General features: G+C 63.9%; 12 protein-coding genes. 5 read left to right on the plus strand and 7 right to left on the minus strand.

Annotated features, from left to right (window positions below):
* Positions 1–58: 58 nt before the first annotated feature.
* A complete protein-coding gene (locus GTZ99_RS04330) occupies positions 59–712 on the minus strand; it encodes a hypothetical protein (protein WP_161717087.1) in 654 nt (217 codons plus the stop codon).
* 226 nt (positions 713–938) lie between these two features.
* Here GTZ99_RS04330 and topA point away from each other — a divergent pair, with 226 nt between their 5' ends.
* Entirely contained in the window at positions 939–3,575 is a 2,637-nt protein-coding gene (topA, locus tag GTZ99_RS04335; protein WP_161717088.1) for a type I DNA topoisomerase, read from the plus strand.
* 60 nt (positions 3,576–3,635) lie between these two features.
* On the opposite strand, the gene GTZ99_RS04340 is transcribed toward topA, so the two are convergent.
* The 6 genes from GTZ99_RS04340 to lepB all read right to left on the minus strand — a co-directional run bounded on the left by GTZ99_RS04340 (position 3,636) and on the right by lepB (position 10,129).
* Positions 3,636–4,262: an SEL1-like repeat protein gene (locus GTZ99_RS04340; RefSeq protein ID WP_161717089.1), complete on the minus strand. Its 627-nt coding sequence runs from the start codon at positions 4,260–4,262 to the stop codon at positions 3,636–3,638.
* A 4-nt stretch (positions 4,263–4,266) separates the two neighbouring features.
* Positions 4,267–5,778 (minus strand): glycosyltransferase family protein, encoded by a 1,512-nt coding sequence (locus GTZ99_RS04345; RefSeq protein ID WP_161717090.1) that lies wholly within the window; start codon positions 5,776–5,778, stop codon positions 4,267–4,269.
* A 17-nt stretch (positions 5,779–5,795) separates the two neighbouring features.
* Positions 5,796–7,238, minus strand: coding sequence for an ArnT family glycosyltransferase (locus GTZ99_RS04350; RefSeq protein ID WP_227711100.1), 1,443 nt, complete (start codon positions 7,236–7,238; stop codon positions 5,796–5,798).
* A 337-nt stretch (positions 7,239–7,575) separates the two neighbouring features.
* Positions 7,576–8,526: a GTPase Era gene (era, locus tag GTZ99_RS04355; protein ID WP_161717092.1), complete on the minus strand. Its 951-nt coding sequence runs from the start codon at positions 8,524–8,526 to the stop codon at positions 7,576–7,578.
* Positions 8,527–8,540: 14 nt separating this feature from the next.
* On the minus strand, positions 8,541–9,200 hold the full coding sequence (gene rnc, locus GTZ99_RS04360) for a ribonuclease III (RefSeq protein WP_227711154.1): 660 nt from the start codon (positions 9,198–9,200) through the stop codon (positions 8,541–8,543).
* A 74-nt stretch (positions 9,201–9,274) separates the two neighbouring features.
* Positions 9,275–10,129, minus strand: coding sequence for a signal peptidase I (gene lepB, locus GTZ99_RS04365; RefSeq protein WP_161717094.1), 855 nt, complete (start codon positions 10,127–10,129; stop codon positions 9,275–9,277).
* A 300-nt stretch (positions 10,130–10,429) separates the two neighbouring features.
* On the opposite strand from lepB, the gene pgi reads away from it, so the two are divergent.
* From pgi to GTZ99_RS04385, 4 genes are all read left to right on the plus strand, one after another.
* Positions 10,430–11,968, plus strand: coding sequence for a glucose-6-phosphate isomerase (pgi, locus tag GTZ99_RS04370; RefSeq protein ID WP_320076630.1), 1,539 nt, complete (start codon positions 10,430–10,432; stop codon positions 11,966–11,968).
* A 120-nt stretch (positions 11,969–12,088) separates the two neighbouring features.
* Positions 12,089–14,059 (plus strand): alpha/beta hydrolase family protein, encoded by a 1,971-nt coding sequence (locus tag GTZ99_RS04375; protein ID WP_227711101.1) that lies wholly within the window; start codon positions 12,089–12,091, stop codon positions 14,057–14,059.
* 119 nt (positions 14,060–14,178) lie between these two features.
* Entirely contained in the window at positions 14,179–15,525 is a 1,347-nt protein-coding gene (gene gorA, locus GTZ99_RS04380; protein WP_161717097.1) for a glutathione-disulfide reductase, read from the plus strand.
* Positions 15,526–15,760: 235 nt separating this feature from the next.
* Positions 15,761–17,287 (plus strand): acyl-CoA carboxylase subunit beta, encoded by a 1,527-nt coding sequence (locus GTZ99_RS04385; protein WP_161717098.1) that lies wholly within the window; start codon positions 15,761–15,763, stop codon positions 17,285–17,287.
* The last annotated feature ends 203 nt before the right edge of the window (positions 17,288–17,490 follow it).

A 17,490-nucleotide genomic window follows, 5' to 3' on the forward strand; every position in this document is an offset into this window, starting at 1 on the left:
TAACAGCACAGACCGCTTGCAGAGGAAAGGGCACAAAAGGGCAGGATCCCCGCCGCCCCTATCCCAGCGCGATGTCGTCCACCCCGTCGCCAAACGCCGCGCCACCTGCCGCATCGGCGATGAACAGGCGGAAAAAGCGGCCCGCGTGGAACACCCATACCTCGTCAAATACCCCGCGCGCCGGGGCGCAGGCAGCCTCCCACCAGTCCAGCGGGGGATCGGCCAGCCCGATGATCCATGCCGCGTTGGACCGCAGGATGATCCCGTCACAGCGCGGATAGTCCTTGGCCGCCTTTTTCCGCATCAGCCGGGCGATTTCGGCGGCATAGACATCCGGTTCGACCGAGGCCCCGGCATCGCTTAACGGATCGCCGCCATGGGTGAACCGGCGGCAGAAGGCCTCATAGCTCTCGTTGCGGCGGTGTTCGGGGGCGTCGGCCTCGGTGTTTTCAAAGATCAGTTCGGCCCCATCGACGCGGATGGCGAAATCGGGCGTGTCATGCGCGGTTTCCGACAACAGCCGCACCGCCTCTGCCCCGCGCACAAGGGCGAAACGGGCGGCCATGTAGCCTTCGCGAAAGGGCTTGCCACGCTGGCTGCGCACTTCGCATTCGCGGTCCAGCGCTTCGCCCACCTGCTGTGCCAGCGCCAACAGTGCGGATGGGCTGAACCATGTGTCATAGGGGATGGTGGCGGGCAGGCTGGGGGTCATGGGTGGCGAGGTGTGGCACGATCACGGGCGGCTTGCCAAGGGGGGACGCAAGGGGGACGCCCTGCGCGCCTGTTCACCTTTCGTCGGAGGCGTGGCGAGGGGGGTTGACGAAGGGGGGCATGCCGCCCCACCCTCGCACGCACGTATGAGGCATGGGCCGGGGGGCAGCCGAAACGCGGCGCACCCCATGGCCTGTCGCCCGCGCATTTGGGTAAAGCGTCCGAACATGCAGCTAGTTATTGTCGAATCCCCCGCCAAGGCGAAGACGATCGAGAAGTACCTTGGTAAGGATTTCAAGGTTTTGGCCAGCTATGGCCACGTCCGCGATCTGCCGGCCAAGGATGGCTCGGTGCGCCCGGACGAGGACTTTGCGATGGACTGGGAACTGTATGGCGACAAGCAGTCCCGCGTGCGCGAAATCGCCGATCTGGCCAAGCAGGCCGACCGTCTGATTCTGGCGACTGACCCTGATCGTGAGGGGGAGGCCATCAGCTGGCACGTGCGCGAACTGTTGCAAAAGCGCCGCGCGCTGCCCAAATTGGTGTCGCGCGTGACGTTCAACGCCATCACCAAGGACGCGGTCACCACCGCGATGCAGCACCCGCGCGAGCTGGATCAGGACCTGATCGACGCCTATCTGGCGCGCCGCGCGCTGGACTATCTGTTCGGCTTCACGCTCTCGCCGGTGCTGTGGCGCAAGCTGCCGGGGGCCAAATCGGCAGGCCGTGTGCAGTCGGTGGCGCTGCGCCTGATTGTTGAGCGCGAGCGCGAGATCGAGGCCTTTACCCCGCAGGAATATTGGCAGGTCGTGGCCAAGATGCTGCATGATGGCACCGGCTTTGCCGCGCGTCTGGTCAAGTTTGAGGGGCAAAAGCTGGACAAGCTGAGCCTGGGCGATGCCGGCACCGCCGCCCGCGCCAAGGCGGCGGTAGAAGGCGGCGCCTTCCGCGTGGAAGAGGTGGAGACCAAGCCGGTCCGCCGCAATCCCTATCCGCCCTTTACCACCAGCACTCTGCAACAGGAGGCCGCGCGCAAGCTGGGCTTTTCGGCCAGCCACACGATGCGCGTGGCCCAAACGCTGTATGAGGCGGGCGCGATCACCTATATGCGTACCGATGGCGTGCAGATGGACCCCAGCGCCATCAGTGCCGCGCGGGTGGAAATCACCAACCGTTTTTCCGGGCATTTCGTGCCTGAAAAGCCCCGCCATTACGAGACCAAGGCCAAGAACGCGCAGGAGGCCCACGAGGCCATCCGCCCGACCGAGTTCAGCCGCGACCGTTACGGCAGCGGCGATGAAGGCCGCCTGTATGACCTGATCTGGAAGCGCGCGCTGGCCAGCCAGATGGCCACCGCGCAACTGGAGCGCACCACGGTCACGCTGCGCGATGGTACCGGCATGCATGAGCTGCGCGCCACCGGCCAGGTGGTGAAATTCCCCGGCTTCATGGCCGTGTATGACGAAAGCCGCGACCAAAAGCCCGACAGCGACGAGGAGGACGCGAACCTGCTGCCGCTGATGTCCAAGGGCGACATGCCGGTCAAACAGGACGTCGAGGCGACCCAGCACTTTACCCAGCCCCCGCCGCGCTTTTCCGAGGCTTCGCTGGTCAAGCGGTTGGAGGAGCTGGGCATCGGCCGCCCGTCGACCTATGCCGCGACGTTGCAGGTGCTCAAGGACCGCGCCTATGTCCGCACCGAGAAAAACCGTTTCTTTGCCGAGGAATCGGGCCGCCTGTTGACGGCCTTTCTGGAACGCTTCTTCCCGCGCTATGTCGCCTATGAGTTCACCGCCGGGATGGAGGACGAGCTTGACGATGTGTCGGGCGGGCGCGCCGGATGGAAGGCCTTGCTTGAGGCCTTCTGGAAGGACTTCAAGCCCAAGTCTGACGAGGTGATGGAGAAGAAGCCCTCGGAAGTGACCGAGGCGCTGGACGAATTCCTGTCCGACTATCTGTTCCCTGCCAAGGAAGACGGGTCCGACCCGCGCAAATGCCCCCAGTGCGAGGCGGGCCGTCTGGCGCTGCGCGGTGGCCGCTATGGCGCGTTCATCGCCTGCAACAATTACCCGGAATGCAAATTCACCCGCAAATTCGCCCAGCCCGGCGGCAGCGCCGATGCGGGCGAAGAGGGCGAATTGGGCAAGCACCCCGAAACGGGTGAGCCGATCCTGCGCAAGGTGGGCCGTTTTGGCCCCTATGTGCAGATGGGCGAGGGCGAGACCAGAAAAATGGCCAGCATCCCCAAGGACATCGGGGAAATGACGCTGGACTGGGCGGTCAAGCTGCTCAGCCTGCCGCGTGCCATCGGCCCGCATCCCGAAAGCGGCGAGCCGATCACCGCCAGCATTGGCCGCTATGGCCCCTATCTGGCGCATAATGGCAAATACGCCCGGCTGAAATCCACAGCAGAGGTGTTCGAGACCGGCATGAACATGGCCGTGTCGAAACTGGCCGAGGCGGCGGCGGGTGGTGGGCGTGGCCGCGCCAGCGCCGAGCCGTTGAAGGTTCTGGGCGCACATCCCACCAGCGGGGGCGAGATGAAGGTGATGGCGGGCCGTTTTGGCCCCTATGTCACCGATGGCACCACCAACGCCACGCTGCCCAAGGGCACCGAACCGGCCGATCTGACCGCCGAGCAGGCCGCCACCTTGATCGATGAGCGCGCCGCCAAGGGCCCGGCCAAGGGCAAGAAAAAGGCGCCCGCGAAAAAGGCCGCGCCGAAAAAGGCCGCCAAAACCGAGGCCAAGGCCGACGATGGCGCGGAGGCCAAGCCGAGGAAGGCTCCGGCCAAGAAGGCGGCGGCGAAAAAGCCCGCCGCCAAGAAAGCGCCCGCGAAAAAAGCCGCCACACCGGGCGGTTGACCTTCAAGCTCTTGCTTGAGCCTTGGGGCGATTTACTGACCACCCGAGCACGAAATCGCCCTAATGCTGCATAAGTTCGGGTTTTGGGGCCTGGTCGATCATGGCCAAGGCCTGCGCCATGGCGGGATCGTCCTCCTTTTTTGAGTCCAGCCATGCGCGGAAGTCGGTGATATTTTCCGGCGGGACGCGGCCACCCACCCATGCCGTGGCGATGATTTTGGCCGCCTGCGCGCTGCCATGGTGTGCGGCGCGGATGAAGTAGGCCAGCGCCTCATCGGGCATCAGCAGGCCTGCATCATAGTCCAGCGCACGAGCCAGACGCATTTCCGCGATTGGCTGGCCGCTGCTCACCGCTTGACGATACCAATGGATCTGGCGCACAAACAAGTCGGTAGCGCCCGCTTTGCCCAGCTTGGCTTCGCGGATCAGGGCTTGTCCATAAGCATCGCCTAAGGCCATGGCAGCGGCCTGATTGCCCGCATTGGCGGCCTTTTCCAAACATCTGGCCACTGCGCTTTCCAGAGCAACACTTGCGCCTTGCGAACAATCAGGCAGGTGCAGCCCCTGTCTGATCTGTTGTGCCGATGGCTCGGCTGGTGGACCAGCGGAGGGGGCATAGGACAACGCCATCGGCTTGCAGGCCCATAGCGCAAAAAGGGGAGCGAAGAGAAGAGCGGGCCTTTTCATGAATTCAGTGCCCCAGCCTGCTCAAAGATGCGTTATAGTCGAAATCCCTGCTGACGCCCGGGCAAAGGCCGGGGCGTTTGAAGATGCAGTAATATTGGTCCTTGGCACGTTTGTGGGGAAATTCGCATCGTACCAGGCGATAGGAGTTGGGCAATTCGGTTTCGGCGTAACGCGGCGCAAAAGCCATGTTGAAGGAGGAGGCATTGGCCGCGGCAACCAGTTTGGCATTAGGCCCATCGATCAGCAAAATCGGGACTGATCGCCCCAACAGCGCATAGGACGCCGTGGGATGATGCGGCGCGCGATAGATGGCCAAGCCGCACAGGGCAGGGTCGCCGCTCGCCAAGGCCATCGAATGAAACAGGGCGCGCCCCTTGCCCCAATTGTCGACGAAAGGCGTGATCAGCGATGTCGTCATGGCCAGAGCAAACCACAGGGGCATGACGATAGCGTAAATCCGGCTGCTTTCGAAAGAGCTCCAGCGGATCTTTTGAAAGATATCGACCGTCCCGATGGCGGCAAGAAAGATCAGCTGAAGCTGGCCCAAGAGGATGAAGCGATATTCCTTGTGCGGGATCAGGCTATGCGTGACGATGGTAATCAGGCCAATCGCCAGCAGCAGCGGAAACCTCCTTGCCGCGATGACGATGGCGGGAATGAAGACAATCGTCCCAATCGACCATGTACGGATGATCTGATCGCCATACCACCATGCAGGCTGCGTCCCGAAAAATGCGCTGCGATTCTGGCTCAGATTCATCGAGAAATTGGTCATCAGCCAGCCAAAGGGCGGTTGGCCAGCGGCCAGATCCGCTGCCGCGCTCAAAGCGAGACCGGCCGCCGCGCCGATGAACATGCGCGCGCTCTTCTGCACAGAGCACTGTGCATAAAGCGCGGCAAGACCAAGGACGCCGATCGCGGGCAAATACTGGAAGCGAATGGCCGCGGCCAAGGCAAGCGAAAAGCCGATCCAGATGGTTCTGAAGGTTTCCTTGCGCGGGTTTGCATAGAAGGCAAGAATGGCCGACATTATCAGGATGGTGGCGAGATTTTCGCCCGAAGGCCTTGTGCTGAAATAGAAAACCTCCGGCCAGATGGCGCCCACCCATCCCGCGACAATCGCGTGAGAGGCGCTGATTTTGGCGCCAAGCCGCCAAAATGTGTAAGGAATGACCAAGGAGATGAGGCCGATAACCAGCCGCAACAGCGCAAGATCGATCTGCGCGCCGGGCGCAATGGCCTGCGCGGTGGCCAAGATCGGGCGAAACATCATCGGCACAAGCCAGCCACGCAGCCCGACATGGAATTCCCATGTCGCAATCCAATGACCTGTTATCCAGCCCCATGCCGGCTCGACATACTGCCAGATTTCGTCAGGCTGGTGAAAGCCAGGTTGGCAAGCCATGGCCACGCGAAACAGGATTGCGGCCAGGGCGACAAGGCCGACAAGCCGGTTTTTGGACAGCCAAAAACCACGGCTGCGCAGCGACATTCGCGCCGCTTGAATAAAAGTCATAAAAAATATGGCCTGTATTAGGGGCGCGTTACCATAGGCAGTACCGGCTTGTTCGGAGCCGCTTGCTGATATCGGTAGACGAGGAGATTTCTCCAGCCGACATTGACCGATCCCACCAATTGGTAATCGCGCTTCATATGCTGGAAGAGCATCGCACGGGTTTTCCAATTGACTGGTAAGGCGGAAGGGACAGCCGAGGTTATGACGACCGAAGGATGGCGTGCCAAGGTTCGCGCAAATTCTCCGGCGGCATCGACGCCCAAGGCCTCTTCATCAACCATCCCGTTCAAATGGTTGGGAAAGATATAGGGCGTCACGAAACAGGCATTGGTCAGGTAATAGAGGATCGGGTCGCCCTCGTTGATATAGACGCAACCGTTTTCGCCACGCGCCTGATCGATCAGCGCGGCGGCCTTGTAAACCTGTTGGGCGGTACCGTGGTGGCGCACATTGAACTGCATCACCATGCCGGCCGCGATTGCGCCCAGGCCGATCATTAGCCGCGTATACCACCGCCACGGCGCCGCCTGGCCCAGCGCGGGCGCGGCGCAGATCATCAGCGGCACCAGCAGCGGCGCGACATAATGGTCATACCATGTGCCAAAAATCAGGAAGCCGACCACCGCCGCCCCCGCCCAATAACGCAGGAACAGCAGCGCCTGGGGGTTGACGCCGGTGAACAGGCCGGGGATGCGGCGCGGCGCCAGGAAAACCGCGCACCACACCGGGGTCAACAGCGCGACCTCCTTGGTCAGGCGCCACAGCGATCCGCCCAATGCCTCGTGTCGGCCAAAGATCGACAGGAAATTGGCCTGAACAAAGGCATCGGCATGGCCCATCGCGGCATACCAACCCAGCGCCGCCGCCGTCGGCAAGAGGGCCAGCCCCGCCCACAGCAGCCCGGCCAGCGCCATCCGCCCACGGTGCCATCCATGCGCATGGCCACGTGCCAGCAGTGCCAGCCCAAAGGCGCCACCCTCGAACACCACGGTATATTTGATCTGCATCGCGATGCCGGTGATCAGCATGATCACCGCGCCCCGGCGCAACAGCGCACCGGCGTCCGGCGCGGTATAGATGCGTAGCATGTACAGCCCCGCCAGCGCCACCAGCGGGTTGTAATAGACCGGCGCCTGTCCGCCAAAACAGAACACCGCCGCCAGCGCCAATTGATACGCCACGCCCGCCCAGAACGCCCCCAGCGGTGAGGCGATTTCACGCGCGGCGCGATAGATCAGCAGCGAGGTCAGTGCCGTGCAGCCCATCGCCACCAATTGATAGGTCACGATGCCATCGCCGCCCAGCATGCGGATGCCAGCGAACACGGCAAACAGGCCCAGCGGCTTGCGGTCCCAGATGTCGACAAAGGGCAGTTGGCCCTGCAACATGCGGTCACCCACCAGCAGGTAGAATTGCTCGTCGATGTGGATCACCGGATAGCCCAGAATGGGCAGGCGCATCGCCATTGCAAGCAGCAGGAACAACGCGGCGGCCAAAGCGGTGCGACTGGCCAATGCGGCCTCGGCCCATCCCCAAAAACCCGGGGATTGCCGAGGAAATGCCGTCCGCAGCCGACCTGGCAGCGTCGCGATGAATTCCACCATTCAACAGAACTCCGAATTCAGACCCAATTGCTGCAACATCCCTGTCCGGAAACAGGGTTCAGCGGTACGATTTTCCGGGTAAGCCCATTGGGTTGCTCCTGAATTTCGACCGTATGGCGTCCAGATTGCAGACGGTTGCGCTGCGTCCCAACGCGCTTGCCGAGCGCGAACATGCCTTAAGGGGCGCTTACCGTCAACGCACCCATTCCAGTCCGATTTCCTCGTAGATTTCGCGCGTTTCGGCCCATTTTTCGTCCACCTTCACATGCAGGAACAGATGAACCTTCTGACCCAGGATCTCGGCCAGCTCCTTGCGGGCGGCTTCGCCGATGGCCTTGATGCGCGCGCCGCCCTTGCCCAGCACGATGCTCTTCTGGCTGTCGCGGGCGATGACGATCTGTTGGCGGATCTCGACGCTGCCGTCCTTGCGCTGGGTATAGCTTTCGGGGCGGACGGTGCTGTCATAGGGCAGCTCGTCGTTCAACTGGCGGTACAATTGCTCGCGGGTGATTTCGGCGGCCAGCAGGCGCTCGCTGGCGTCCGACACCTGATCCTCGGGGAAGTTCCAGGGACCTTGCGGCATCATGCTGGCCAGATGGGCCTTCAACTGCGCCACGCCATCCCCGGTCGAGGCGGACACGAAATAGACCTCGGCAAAATCGACCAGTCCCGTCAGTTCCTGCGCCAGCACCAGCAGCGGCTCCTTGGCGATCAGGTCGACCTTGTTCAGCACCAACAGCTTGCGCTCGGGCCGGTCCTTCAGCGTTTCAAGGATCTCGAACAGCGCCTCACGCTTTTTGCGGGCGGCGTCGACCACCAGCAGGATGGCGTCGGCCTCGCTCGCGCCTTCCCATGCGGCGGCGACCATGGCGCGGTCCAGCCGGCGGCGCGGGGCAAAGATGCCCGGCGTGTCGGCCAGAATGATCTGGGCGTTGTGCGTGTCCGACTGCTCCAGCGCGATGCCCATCAGGCGCGCGCGCGTGGTCTGCGCCTTGGAAGAAACGATCGCCACCTTCTGCCCGACCAGCGCGTTGACCAGCGTCGATTTGCCCGCATTGGGCGCGCCGATCACGGCCACCAAGCCACAGCTTTCAGGGATGCCCGCGGCGTTGGTGGGGGTGGGCAGGGGAGGTAGATCGTTCATTCAGGGCGTGTCTTTCAACCAAAGGTGGAGAGGAATTGCGCGGCGGCCAGGGTTTCGGCCTCTTGCTTGCTGCTGGCGGTGGCCTGTGCCTCGCCCACGCCCTTGATCGCCACGCCCACGGTAAAGCGCAGCGCGTGATCGGGGCCGGACCGGTCGATCAGGCGGTATTCGGGGGTCTTGCGCCGGTTGGCGGCGGCCCATTCCTGCAGGGCGGACTTGGGATGCTTGACCTGACCGGTGCGCCCGGCGACCAGATCGGCCCACAGCCCGCGCACCATCGCACGCGTGGGCGCAAACCCGCGCAGGACAAAGCTGGCGCCGATCAGCGCCTCGGTCACATCGCCCAGAATGTTGTCCGAATCCGACCCGCCGTCATCGCGGGCCTGTTTGCCCATGCGGATATGCGGGCCCAGCGCCTGCGTGCGGGCGATGTCGGCGCAGATCGGCCGCGCCACCAGCGCGTTCAGCCGCTGAGACAGGCGGCCTTCGCTATCGCCGCCCAATTCGTGCAGCCATTCGGCAATCACCAGCCCCAGCACCCGGTCGCCCAGAAACTCCAGCCGCTGATAGTCGGGCAGGGCGGTGCCGGGGGCATAGCTGCCATGGGTCAGCGCCTCGGCCCATTGGGGGGCGTCGAACAGGTCGGCCGGGTCCTTGGGCCCGGCCAGCGTCATGGCGCGCAACAGCGCCACCGTGTCATCAGGCAGCGGCGCCGGTTTGGGCGCCACCTTGCCCAGTTTCGCTCGGCTCAAAACGTGCCCCCGATGCGGTTCCACCGCGCCGATGTCAGCCATGTCCAAGGCTTGTACCACACCACGCCGCCATCGGTCGACCACATCAGGATCGTCGCGCGGCCCACCAGATTGTCCTGCGGCACCAGATCGATCCCGCCCTCGAACGTGGAAAAGCGGCTGTCCATCGAATTGTCGCGGTCATCGCCCATCAGGAACAGGTGGCCTTCGGGCACCTTGACCGGGGGGGTGGTGTCCTGCGGCGTCAGGCCGAAATCCAGCACGTTATAGCTCTTGCCCGGCTGTCCGTTTTCACCCGGCAGGGTTTCGCGGAACTGGGGATAGCGGCAGACGTGGACGCCATTGGGCTTGACCACCTCGAACGGGCTGGCCTCACCCCCGCCAAAGCGGTAGCAGCCGGTGTTGTCCGACACGGCGATCTCGAAATCCTCGATCCGCACCTTGGGCACGGCCTGACCGTTCAGATAGAGCACGCCCTGACGCATCTCGACCGTGTCGCCGGGCAGGCCGATGGTGCGCTTGATCCAGTCCTGCTCGGTCCGGCCCGGCGCGCGAAAGATTACCACGTCGCCACGCTTGGGCTGGCTGGCCCAGATGCGTTCACGCGGCATGATCGGCAGGTCGAACGGCACCGAAAACCGCGAAAAGCCATAGGACCACTTGGCCGCCAGCAAATAGTCCCCGTTCACCAGCCGCGGCAGCATCGATTCGCTGGGGATGTTGAACGGCGAGAAGAAGAAGCTGCGGAAGATCCCGACGATCAGCACCAGCTTGATCAGAAAGACGAAGAAATTCTCTTCCTTGGGCTGCGGCTTGCCGTTGGGCGCGGGCGAGGAGGCGGGCTGGGTCATTGCGCATGTCCATGGTTGGGCGGTTGGTTCACGTCAAGGGGGCATCGCACGCCCGCCTGCCCCGCAATGAGGCGATATATCCGGTGTGTTATGCCTGTAATACGCTATGCCGCGACAATACTTGCCGCAGGATGAATGGCGCGCATTCCCGCCTGAAACCGTATGCGTTCATGCCGCGCCGCGCCCATCATGCTGCGATGCACCCTTGGCCCGCGCGCCGGCCCGGTGCATAGGGGGCGACAGATATCGACACGGGGCAGGCCCGGCCCGCCCCGGTTCCAACGCGGGAGTTGCGCAAACGTGTCCACCAATTCAACCGTTCAGGCCGCATGGGATCATCTCAAATCCCTGCCCAAGCCGACGCTGGCCGACCTGTTCGCCGCCGATCCGGCCCGGCTGGAGACGTTCTCGACCCGGCTGGAACTGGGCGAGGAGGCCGGTGGTGACGGCATCCGTTTTGACTGGTCCAAGACGCATCTGGACGCGGCGCATATCGCCGGGTTTGACGCGCTGGCCGCCGCGCGCGACTTTGCCGGGCGCCGCGCCGCGCTGTTGAACGGCGAAAAGATCAACAACACCGAAGGCCGCGCCGCCGAACACACCGCCCAGCGCGGCGTCGGGCGTGAAAGCAGCGTCGAGGAAGCCATGGCGCTGCATGGCCGCACCAAGGCGTTGGTCGAGGCGATCCACGAGGGCGCCCTGGGTCCGATCCACCACCTGATCCACATCGGCATTGGCGGCAGCGCGCTGGGCCCGGCGCTGGCGATTGACGCGCTGGCCCGGCACGGTGCCCACGTCCACGTCCATGTTGTCGCCAATATCGACGGCTGCGCGCTGGAAGCGGCGCTGGCCAAGGCGGACCCGGAAACCACCCTGATCGCGGTGGCATCCAAGACGTTCACCACCATCGAGACCATGACCAACGCCCATTCGGCGCTGAACTGGCTGAAGGAAGCGGGCGTCGAGGACCCCTATGGCCGCGTCGTCGCCCTGACCGCCAGCCCGGACAAGGCGGTGGAATGGGGCGTGGATGAAACCCGCGTCCTGCCTTTCCCTGAAAGCGTGGGCGGGCGTTATTCGCTGTGGTCCTCGATCGGTTTCCCGGTGGCGCTGGCGCTGGGCTGGGACGGGTTTACCGAATTTCTGGAGGGCGCGGCCGCCATCGACCGCCATTTCGCCAGTGCCGAGGGCGCCGAGAACCTGCCTTTGCGCGCGGCCTATGGCGATCAGTTCTACAGCCGCCTGATGGGCTGCCAGACCCGCGCCTGCTTTGCCTATGACGAGCGTTTGGCGCTTTTGCCCGACTACCTGCAACAGCTGGAAATGGAATCAAACGGCAAGGCGGTGACGTTTGACGGCGCGCCGGTCGACGGGCCGACCTCGGCGATCACCTGGGGCGGGGTGGGGACGGATGCTCAGCACGCCGTGTTCCAGTTGCTGCATCAGGGCACCCATGTCGTGCCGGTGGATTTCATCACCAGCATCGCCCCCGGCCATGATCTGGACCCGGCCCATCACCGCATCCTGCTGATGAACTGCTTTGCCCAAGGGGCCGCGCTGATGGCGGGGCGGCATTCGGACGATGGCGCGCGGTCCTACCCCGGCAACCGGCCCAGCGCGACGATGCTGATCGACGATCTCTCGCCCGGGACGCTGGGGGCGCTGATCGCGTTCCATGAACACCGCACCTTTGCCAATGCGGTGCTGCTGGGCATCAACCCGTTTGACCAGTTCGGCGTCGAGCTGGGCAAGGAAATCGCCAAGTCGATCGAGAAGGGCGGCGCCCAATTCGACCCCAGCACCACCGCGTTGCTGGCCGAAGCGGGGCTGTCGGCCTGATTGGACACAGCATTGGCCTAAGTACAAAAAGCGCCGCACGGGAAACTGTGCGGCGTTTTTCTTTGCCTGTTTTCACACATGCCCCTAATCCATCGCCAAACAGTTGGGGCGATGGTGATGATGGGTAAGGCGTTCGGGATGCGCATGGTGGTGGTATGCGCGCTGTTGGGGGCGGCCCCGGCTGCACTGCTGGCGCAAACACCAGCCCCCGCCCCCGCCGCGCCAGCACCCGCCGCGCCGCCCCCGGTCGAGGCCTTTGCCCAATTGCCCTTTGTCGCGCACATCGCGATGTCGCCCGATGGTCAGCGCATGGCGGGCATCTTCAATCTGGATGGCAAGGCATCGATGTGCATGATCAGCATCGCCGCCACCGCCGAGCCGCCACGCTGTTTGCCGGTGGATGCCAAGGGCGTGGTCCACTGGATCCAATGGGTCAACAATGACAACATCGTCGTGCGCGTTGGCGTGCAGATCCCGGTGGGCGAGCGGCTGTGGTATGTCGAGCGCCTGTTCGCCGTCAATCGCAAGACCGCCGCCGTGCAGCGCCTGTTGTGGGATCACGGCGGACAGCATGGCGCGGACCTGTTGTGGGTGGCCAACGATGGCTCACCGGACATCGTCATGGCAACGCAAAGCTCGGTCTATTCCGACGAGATCGGCTTTTTCCCGGCGGCGCATCGCGTCAATGTCGAAACCGGCGCGCACAAGGTGGTGCGCGCCTCGCAGGTGGATGTGTTCGACTGGGTGGCTGATGGCAGCGGTCAGGTGCGGGCCGGCTATGCCCTGGACGACCGCACCGGCACGGCGCGGGTCTTTTACCGCAGCGAGACGGGCGGATTGCGGGTGATCGATCGCGCCAATGTCCGCGCGCGCGAAAGCGTCGAGATGCCGGTGGCCTTTATTCCGGGCGGCGAGGGCGCGGTGGTGATCCGCAACGCCACGGACAAGCCCGCGCGGTTGGTGCAGGTGGACATGGCCACGCAAAAGGACACCGCCACCCTGTACACCGCGCCCGAGGGCAGCCGCATCGCCGCCGTGCAGACGGGCCGCGATGGCGCGGTGCTGGGCGTGCGGCTGGAGGGGGCGCAGGCTGGCTTGCGCTGGCTGGACCCGACGCTGGCCGAGGCGCAGGCGCTGTTTGCCAAGGTGCTGGGCGACCGGCGCGCGACGATCCTGAGCCATAGCGATGACCGGAAAAAGATGCTGGTGCGGGTGGACCGGGCCGATTCCCCCGGCGCGCTGTATTATTATGACTCGGGTGAAGGCGTGCTACGCCGCGTTGCCTGGTTCAACGAGCAATTGCAGAACCGCCGATTGGCCGATGTCTCGCTGGCCCGGTACAAGGCGCGCGACGGGCTGGAGATCGAGGCGGTGCTGACCCGCCCGCAAGGCACCGAGGGCAAGCGGTTGCCGGTGGTGGTGATGCCCCATGGCGGGCCTTGGGCGCATGACAGCAATAACTATGACTATTGGGCGCAATATGTCGCCTCGCTGGGCTATCTGGTGATCCAGCCCAATTTTCGCGGCTCCACCGGCTATGGCGAGGCGTTCGAGCGCAAGGGCGAGGGCCAGTTGGGGCTGGCGATGCAGGACGATCTGAACGATGCGCTGAACTGGGCCGTGGCGCAGGGCATGGCCGATGGCAAGCGCGCCTGTCTGGTGGGGGCGTCCTATGGCGGCTATGCCAGCCTGTGGGGCGTGGTGCGCGACCCGGGGGTGTGGCGCTGTGCGGTGGCGGTGGCGCCGGTTACCTCGTTGCGGCGCGATGTCAACGATATGGCCGATGGCAATTATCAGGCCAACCAGTCGCGCATCGCGTGGGAGCGGATGACGCCCGATTTCGGCGCGGTCTCGCCAGCCAACGGGGTGGCGCGCATCACCGCGCCGGTGCTGTTCATCCATGGGCGGCATGACACCACCGTGATGCCCAATCAGTCCGACATGATGGTGGGCCGGATGCGCGGCGCGGGCAAACAGGTGGACTATGTGCAACTGCCCGAGGCCGACCACTACTTTGCCCGTCAGGCCGACCGGCTGAGCCTGTTGCAGGCCACCGGGGCGTTCCTGCAAAAGCATAATCCGGTGCCATGAGGCGGCCCGCCATCCGGCGCAAACTTTGTCAGTAACGCATACAGTCGCTTGGCAAACGGGCATGGCTTCGCCATATCGGCCCACAACAGCGCGCAGGTGCGCAGCGGAGACTTTGGGCAATGGCTGAGTTTGATTATGACCTGTTTGTGATTGGCGCGGGGTCGGGCGGCGTGCGCGCCAGCCGGATCGCGGCCAGCCATGGCGCGCGCGTGGCCGTGGCCGAAGAGTTCCGCGTGGGCGGCACCTGCGTCATCCGTGGCTGCGTGCCCAAAAAGCTGCTGGTCTATGCCAGCCAGTTTGCCGAGGAACTGCACGATACGGCCAAGCTGGGCTGGACCTTTGGCGAAAAGACGTTCGACTGGGCGGCCTTGCGCGATTTCGTCGCCAGCGACGTTGACCGGCTGGAGCGCGCCTATACCAGCACGCTGGCCAACAATAAGGTTGAGCATTTCGCCGCCCGCGCCACCGTCACCGGGCCGAACAGTGTGGCGCTGTCGGATGGGCGGACGATCACCGCCAAATATATCCTGATCGCCGTGGGTGCATGGCCCGTGATGCCCGCCTTCCCCGGCAACGAACACGCCATCACCAGCAACGAGGTGTTCCATCTGCCCACCCTGCCGCGCCGTGTGGTGGTGCAGGGGGCGGGCTATATCGCGCTGGAATTCGCGGGCATCTTCAACGCGCTGGGCTGTGAGGTGACGGTCGTCAACCGTTCGGACAAGATCCTGCGCGGCTATGAGGAGGCGATGACCGAGCGCCTGTTGAAGATCACGGCTGAGCGCGGCATCCAATACCGTCTGGGCCACCCGATCACCGGCATTGAAAAGCACGCCGATGGCTCCATGACCGTCAGCCTGTCGGGCGCGGACCCGATCGAGGCTGATTGCGTGCTGGTCGCCACCGGCCGCAAGCCCAAGACCGATGGGCTGGGGCTGGAAACGGCGGGGATCACGCTGGGCGCCAATGGCGAGGTGCCGGTGGACGCCTATAACGCCACCGCCTGCCCCAGCATCTATGCCGTGGGCGATGTGACCGACCGTGTGCAACTGACCCCGGTGGCCATCCGCGAAGGCCATGCCTTTGCCGACACGGTGTTTGGTGGCGCGCCGCGCACCATCGCCTATGACCACATCCCCAGCGCGGTGTTCAGTCAGCCCCCCCTGGCGGGCGTTGGCCTGACCGAGGCACAGGCCCGTGCCGAAGGGCGCGAGATCAAGGTCTTTACCAGCGATTTCCGCCCGATGAAGAACATGTTCTTTGCCCGCGCGGAACGTGGGTTTTACAAGCTGATCGTGGATGCCGCGTCCGACAAGGTGATCGGCGTCCATATGATCGGCCCCGACAGCCCCGAAATCCTGCAGGCCGTGGCCATCGCGGTCAAGGCGGGCCTGACCAAGGCCGATTTCGACGCAACCGTGGCCCTGCACCCCAGCATGGCCGAGGAACTGGTGCTGATGCGCTAAGGCGCGCTGTGCCATTACGCGGGCAACAGGGGGCGTCGGGGCGATCCGGCGCCCCTTTTGCGTGGGTGGGGCCGGTGTTCGGCTGGCGGACAATCGCGCCAACCTGCGACTAAAGACAGTTTAACCGACCGATTAAAATTGTTGACGCGGCGGCCCCGGCGTGGTTTTGACGCGGCTGTCAACCGTGGCCCGCAACCCGTGGCCACGCGCCATTGTCAAAGGGATGTTTCGGGCCATGTCAGCCAATATCGCCGAAATGGAAAAGCGCCGCGCCGCCGCCAAGGCCGGTGGTGGCCAGCGCCGCATCGACGCGCAGCACGCCAAGGGCAAGCTGACCGCGCGTGAGCGTCTGGACGTCTTGCTGGACGCGGGCAGTTTTGAAGAAGTCGACATGTATGTCGAGCATAACTGCGTCGATTTTGGCATGCCGGGCAACACCATTCCGGGGGACGGCGTGGTCACCGGCAGCGGGACGATCAACGGCCGTCTGGTCTTTGTCTTCAGCCAGGACTTCACGGTGTTTGGTGGCGCGGTGTCGGAACGCCACGCGATGAAGATCTGCAAGATCATGGACATGGCGATGAAGGTGGGCGCACCGGTCATCGGCCTGAACGATTCGGGCGGCGCGCGCATTCAGGAAGGCGTTGCCTCGCTGGGCGGCTATGCCGAGATTTTCCAGCGCAACGTGCTGGCCAGCGGCGTGGTGCCGCAGCTCTCGCTGATCATGGGGCCTTGCGCGGGCGGCGCGGTCTATTCGCCCGCCATGACCGACTTCATCTTCATGGTGAAGGACAGCAGTTATATGTTTGTCACTGGCCCCGATGTGGTGAAAACCGTGACGAACGAGATCGTCACGCAGGAGGAACTGGGCGGCGCGGTCACCCACACCACCAAGACCAGCGTGGCCGATCTGGCGCTGGAAAACGACATCGAGGCGCTGCTCGCTGCCCGCGATTTCTTTGACTATCTGCCGCTGTCGAACCGCCATGACGCGCCCGAGCGCCCGACCAACGATCCGTGGAACCGCGAGGACATGAGCCTCGACACGCTGATCCCGGCCAGCGCCACGCAGCCCTATGACATGCACGAAGTCATCCGCAAGGTGGTGGACGAGGGCGAGTTCTTTGAGATCCAGCCCGGCCATGCCGGCAATATCCTCTGCGGTTTTGGCCGTATCGAGGGTAAGACCGTGGGTGTTGTTGCCAATCAGCCAATGGTGCTGGCGGGCGTTCTGGATATCAACAGCTCGAAGAAGGCCGCGCGTTTCGTGCGCTTCTGCGATTGCTTCAACATTCCCATCGTGACCTTTGTGGACGTTCCCGGCTTCCTGCCCGGCACCGCCCAAGAGCACAATGGTATCATCAAGCACGGCGCCAAGCTGCTGTTCGCCTATGCCGAAGCAACCGTTCCCAAGATCACCGTCATCACCCGCAAGGCCTATGGCGGCGCCTATGACGTTATGGCCTCGAAGCACCTGCGCGGCGACTTGAACTATGCGTGGCCGACCGCCGAAATCGCGGTGATGGGCGCCAAGGGCGCGGTCGAGATCATCTTCCGTGGGCTGTCGGCCGAGGAACAGGCCGAAAAGACCAAGGAATACGAAGACCGCTTCGCCAATCCGTTTGTTGCGGCCTCCAAGGGCTTTATCGACAATGTGATCTATCCGCATTCGACGCGGCGCCGGATCGCCTTGGGCTTGCGCAAGCTACGCAACAAGAGCCTCGAGAACCCTTGGAAGAAGCACGATAATATTCCGTTGTGAGGTGATGGGTGAATTTGTTTTCCGCCCTCTTTGCAATTGTCTGGACAGTTGCCGCTTATGGCATCGCGATGTCTGGGTGGCGGCAGGCAAGAAAATGGTGTGCAGACGGTGTGATTGATAACGGCGTGGGGGTCCGCATTCGTCGGGATGAGCGTCCGGTCGCTTTCGCGCTAGCATATCGAGGTGCGCAGGCTATTTCTTTG

The organism is Novosphingobium ovatum, from assembly GCF_009909235.1.
Lineage (GTDB): Bacteria > Pseudomonadota > Alphaproteobacteria > Sphingomonadales > Sphingomonadaceae > Novosphingobium > Novosphingobium ovatum.

What these genes read in the sequence shown, in the direction of transcription:
- GTZ99_RS04330 (WP_161717087.1), bottom strand. Translation starts at nt 712, where the DNA reads ATGACCCCCAGCCTGCCCGCCACCATCCCCTATGACACATGGTTCAGC.
- topA (WP_161717088.1), top strand. Translation starts at nt 939, where the DNA reads ATGCAGCTAGTTATTGTCGAATCCCCCGCCAAGGCGAAGACGATCGAG.
- GTZ99_RS04340 (WP_161717089.1), bottom strand. Translation starts at nt 4,262, where the DNA reads ATGAAAAGGCCCGCTCTTCTCTTCGCTCCCCTTTTTGCGCTATGGGCC.
- GTZ99_RS04345 (WP_161717090.1), bottom strand. Translation starts at nt 5,778, where the DNA reads ATGACTTTTATTCAAGCGGCGCGAATGTCGCTGCGCAGCCGTGGTTTT.
- GTZ99_RS04350 (WP_227711100.1), bottom strand. Translation starts at nt 7,238, where the DNA reads ATGCGCCTGCCCATTCTGGGCTATCCGGTGATCCACATCGACGAGCAA.
- era (WP_161717092.1), bottom strand. Translation starts at nt 8,526, where the DNA reads ATGAACGATCTACCTCCCCTGCCCACCCCCACCAACGCCGCGGGCATC.
- rnc (WP_227711154.1), bottom strand. Translation starts at nt 9,200, where the DNA reads ATGACGCTGGCCGGGCCCAAGGACCCGGCCGACCTGTTCGACGCCCCC.
- lepB (WP_161717094.1), bottom strand. Translation starts at nt 10,129, where the DNA reads ATGACCCAGCCCGCCTCCTCGCCCGCGCCCAACGGCAAGCCGCAGCCC.
- GTZ99_RS04375 (WP_227711101.1), top strand. Translation starts at nt 12,089, where the DNA reads ATGGGTAAGGCGTTCGGGATGCGCATGGTGGTGGTATGCGCGCTGTTG.
- gorA (WP_161717097.1), top strand. Translation starts at nt 14,179, where the DNA reads ATGGCTGAGTTTGATTATGACCTGTTTGTGATTGGCGCGGGGTCGGGC.
- GTZ99_RS04385 (WP_161717098.1), top strand. Translation starts at nt 15,761, where the DNA reads ATGTCAGCCAATATCGCCGAAATGGAAAAGCGCCGCGCCGCCGCCAAG.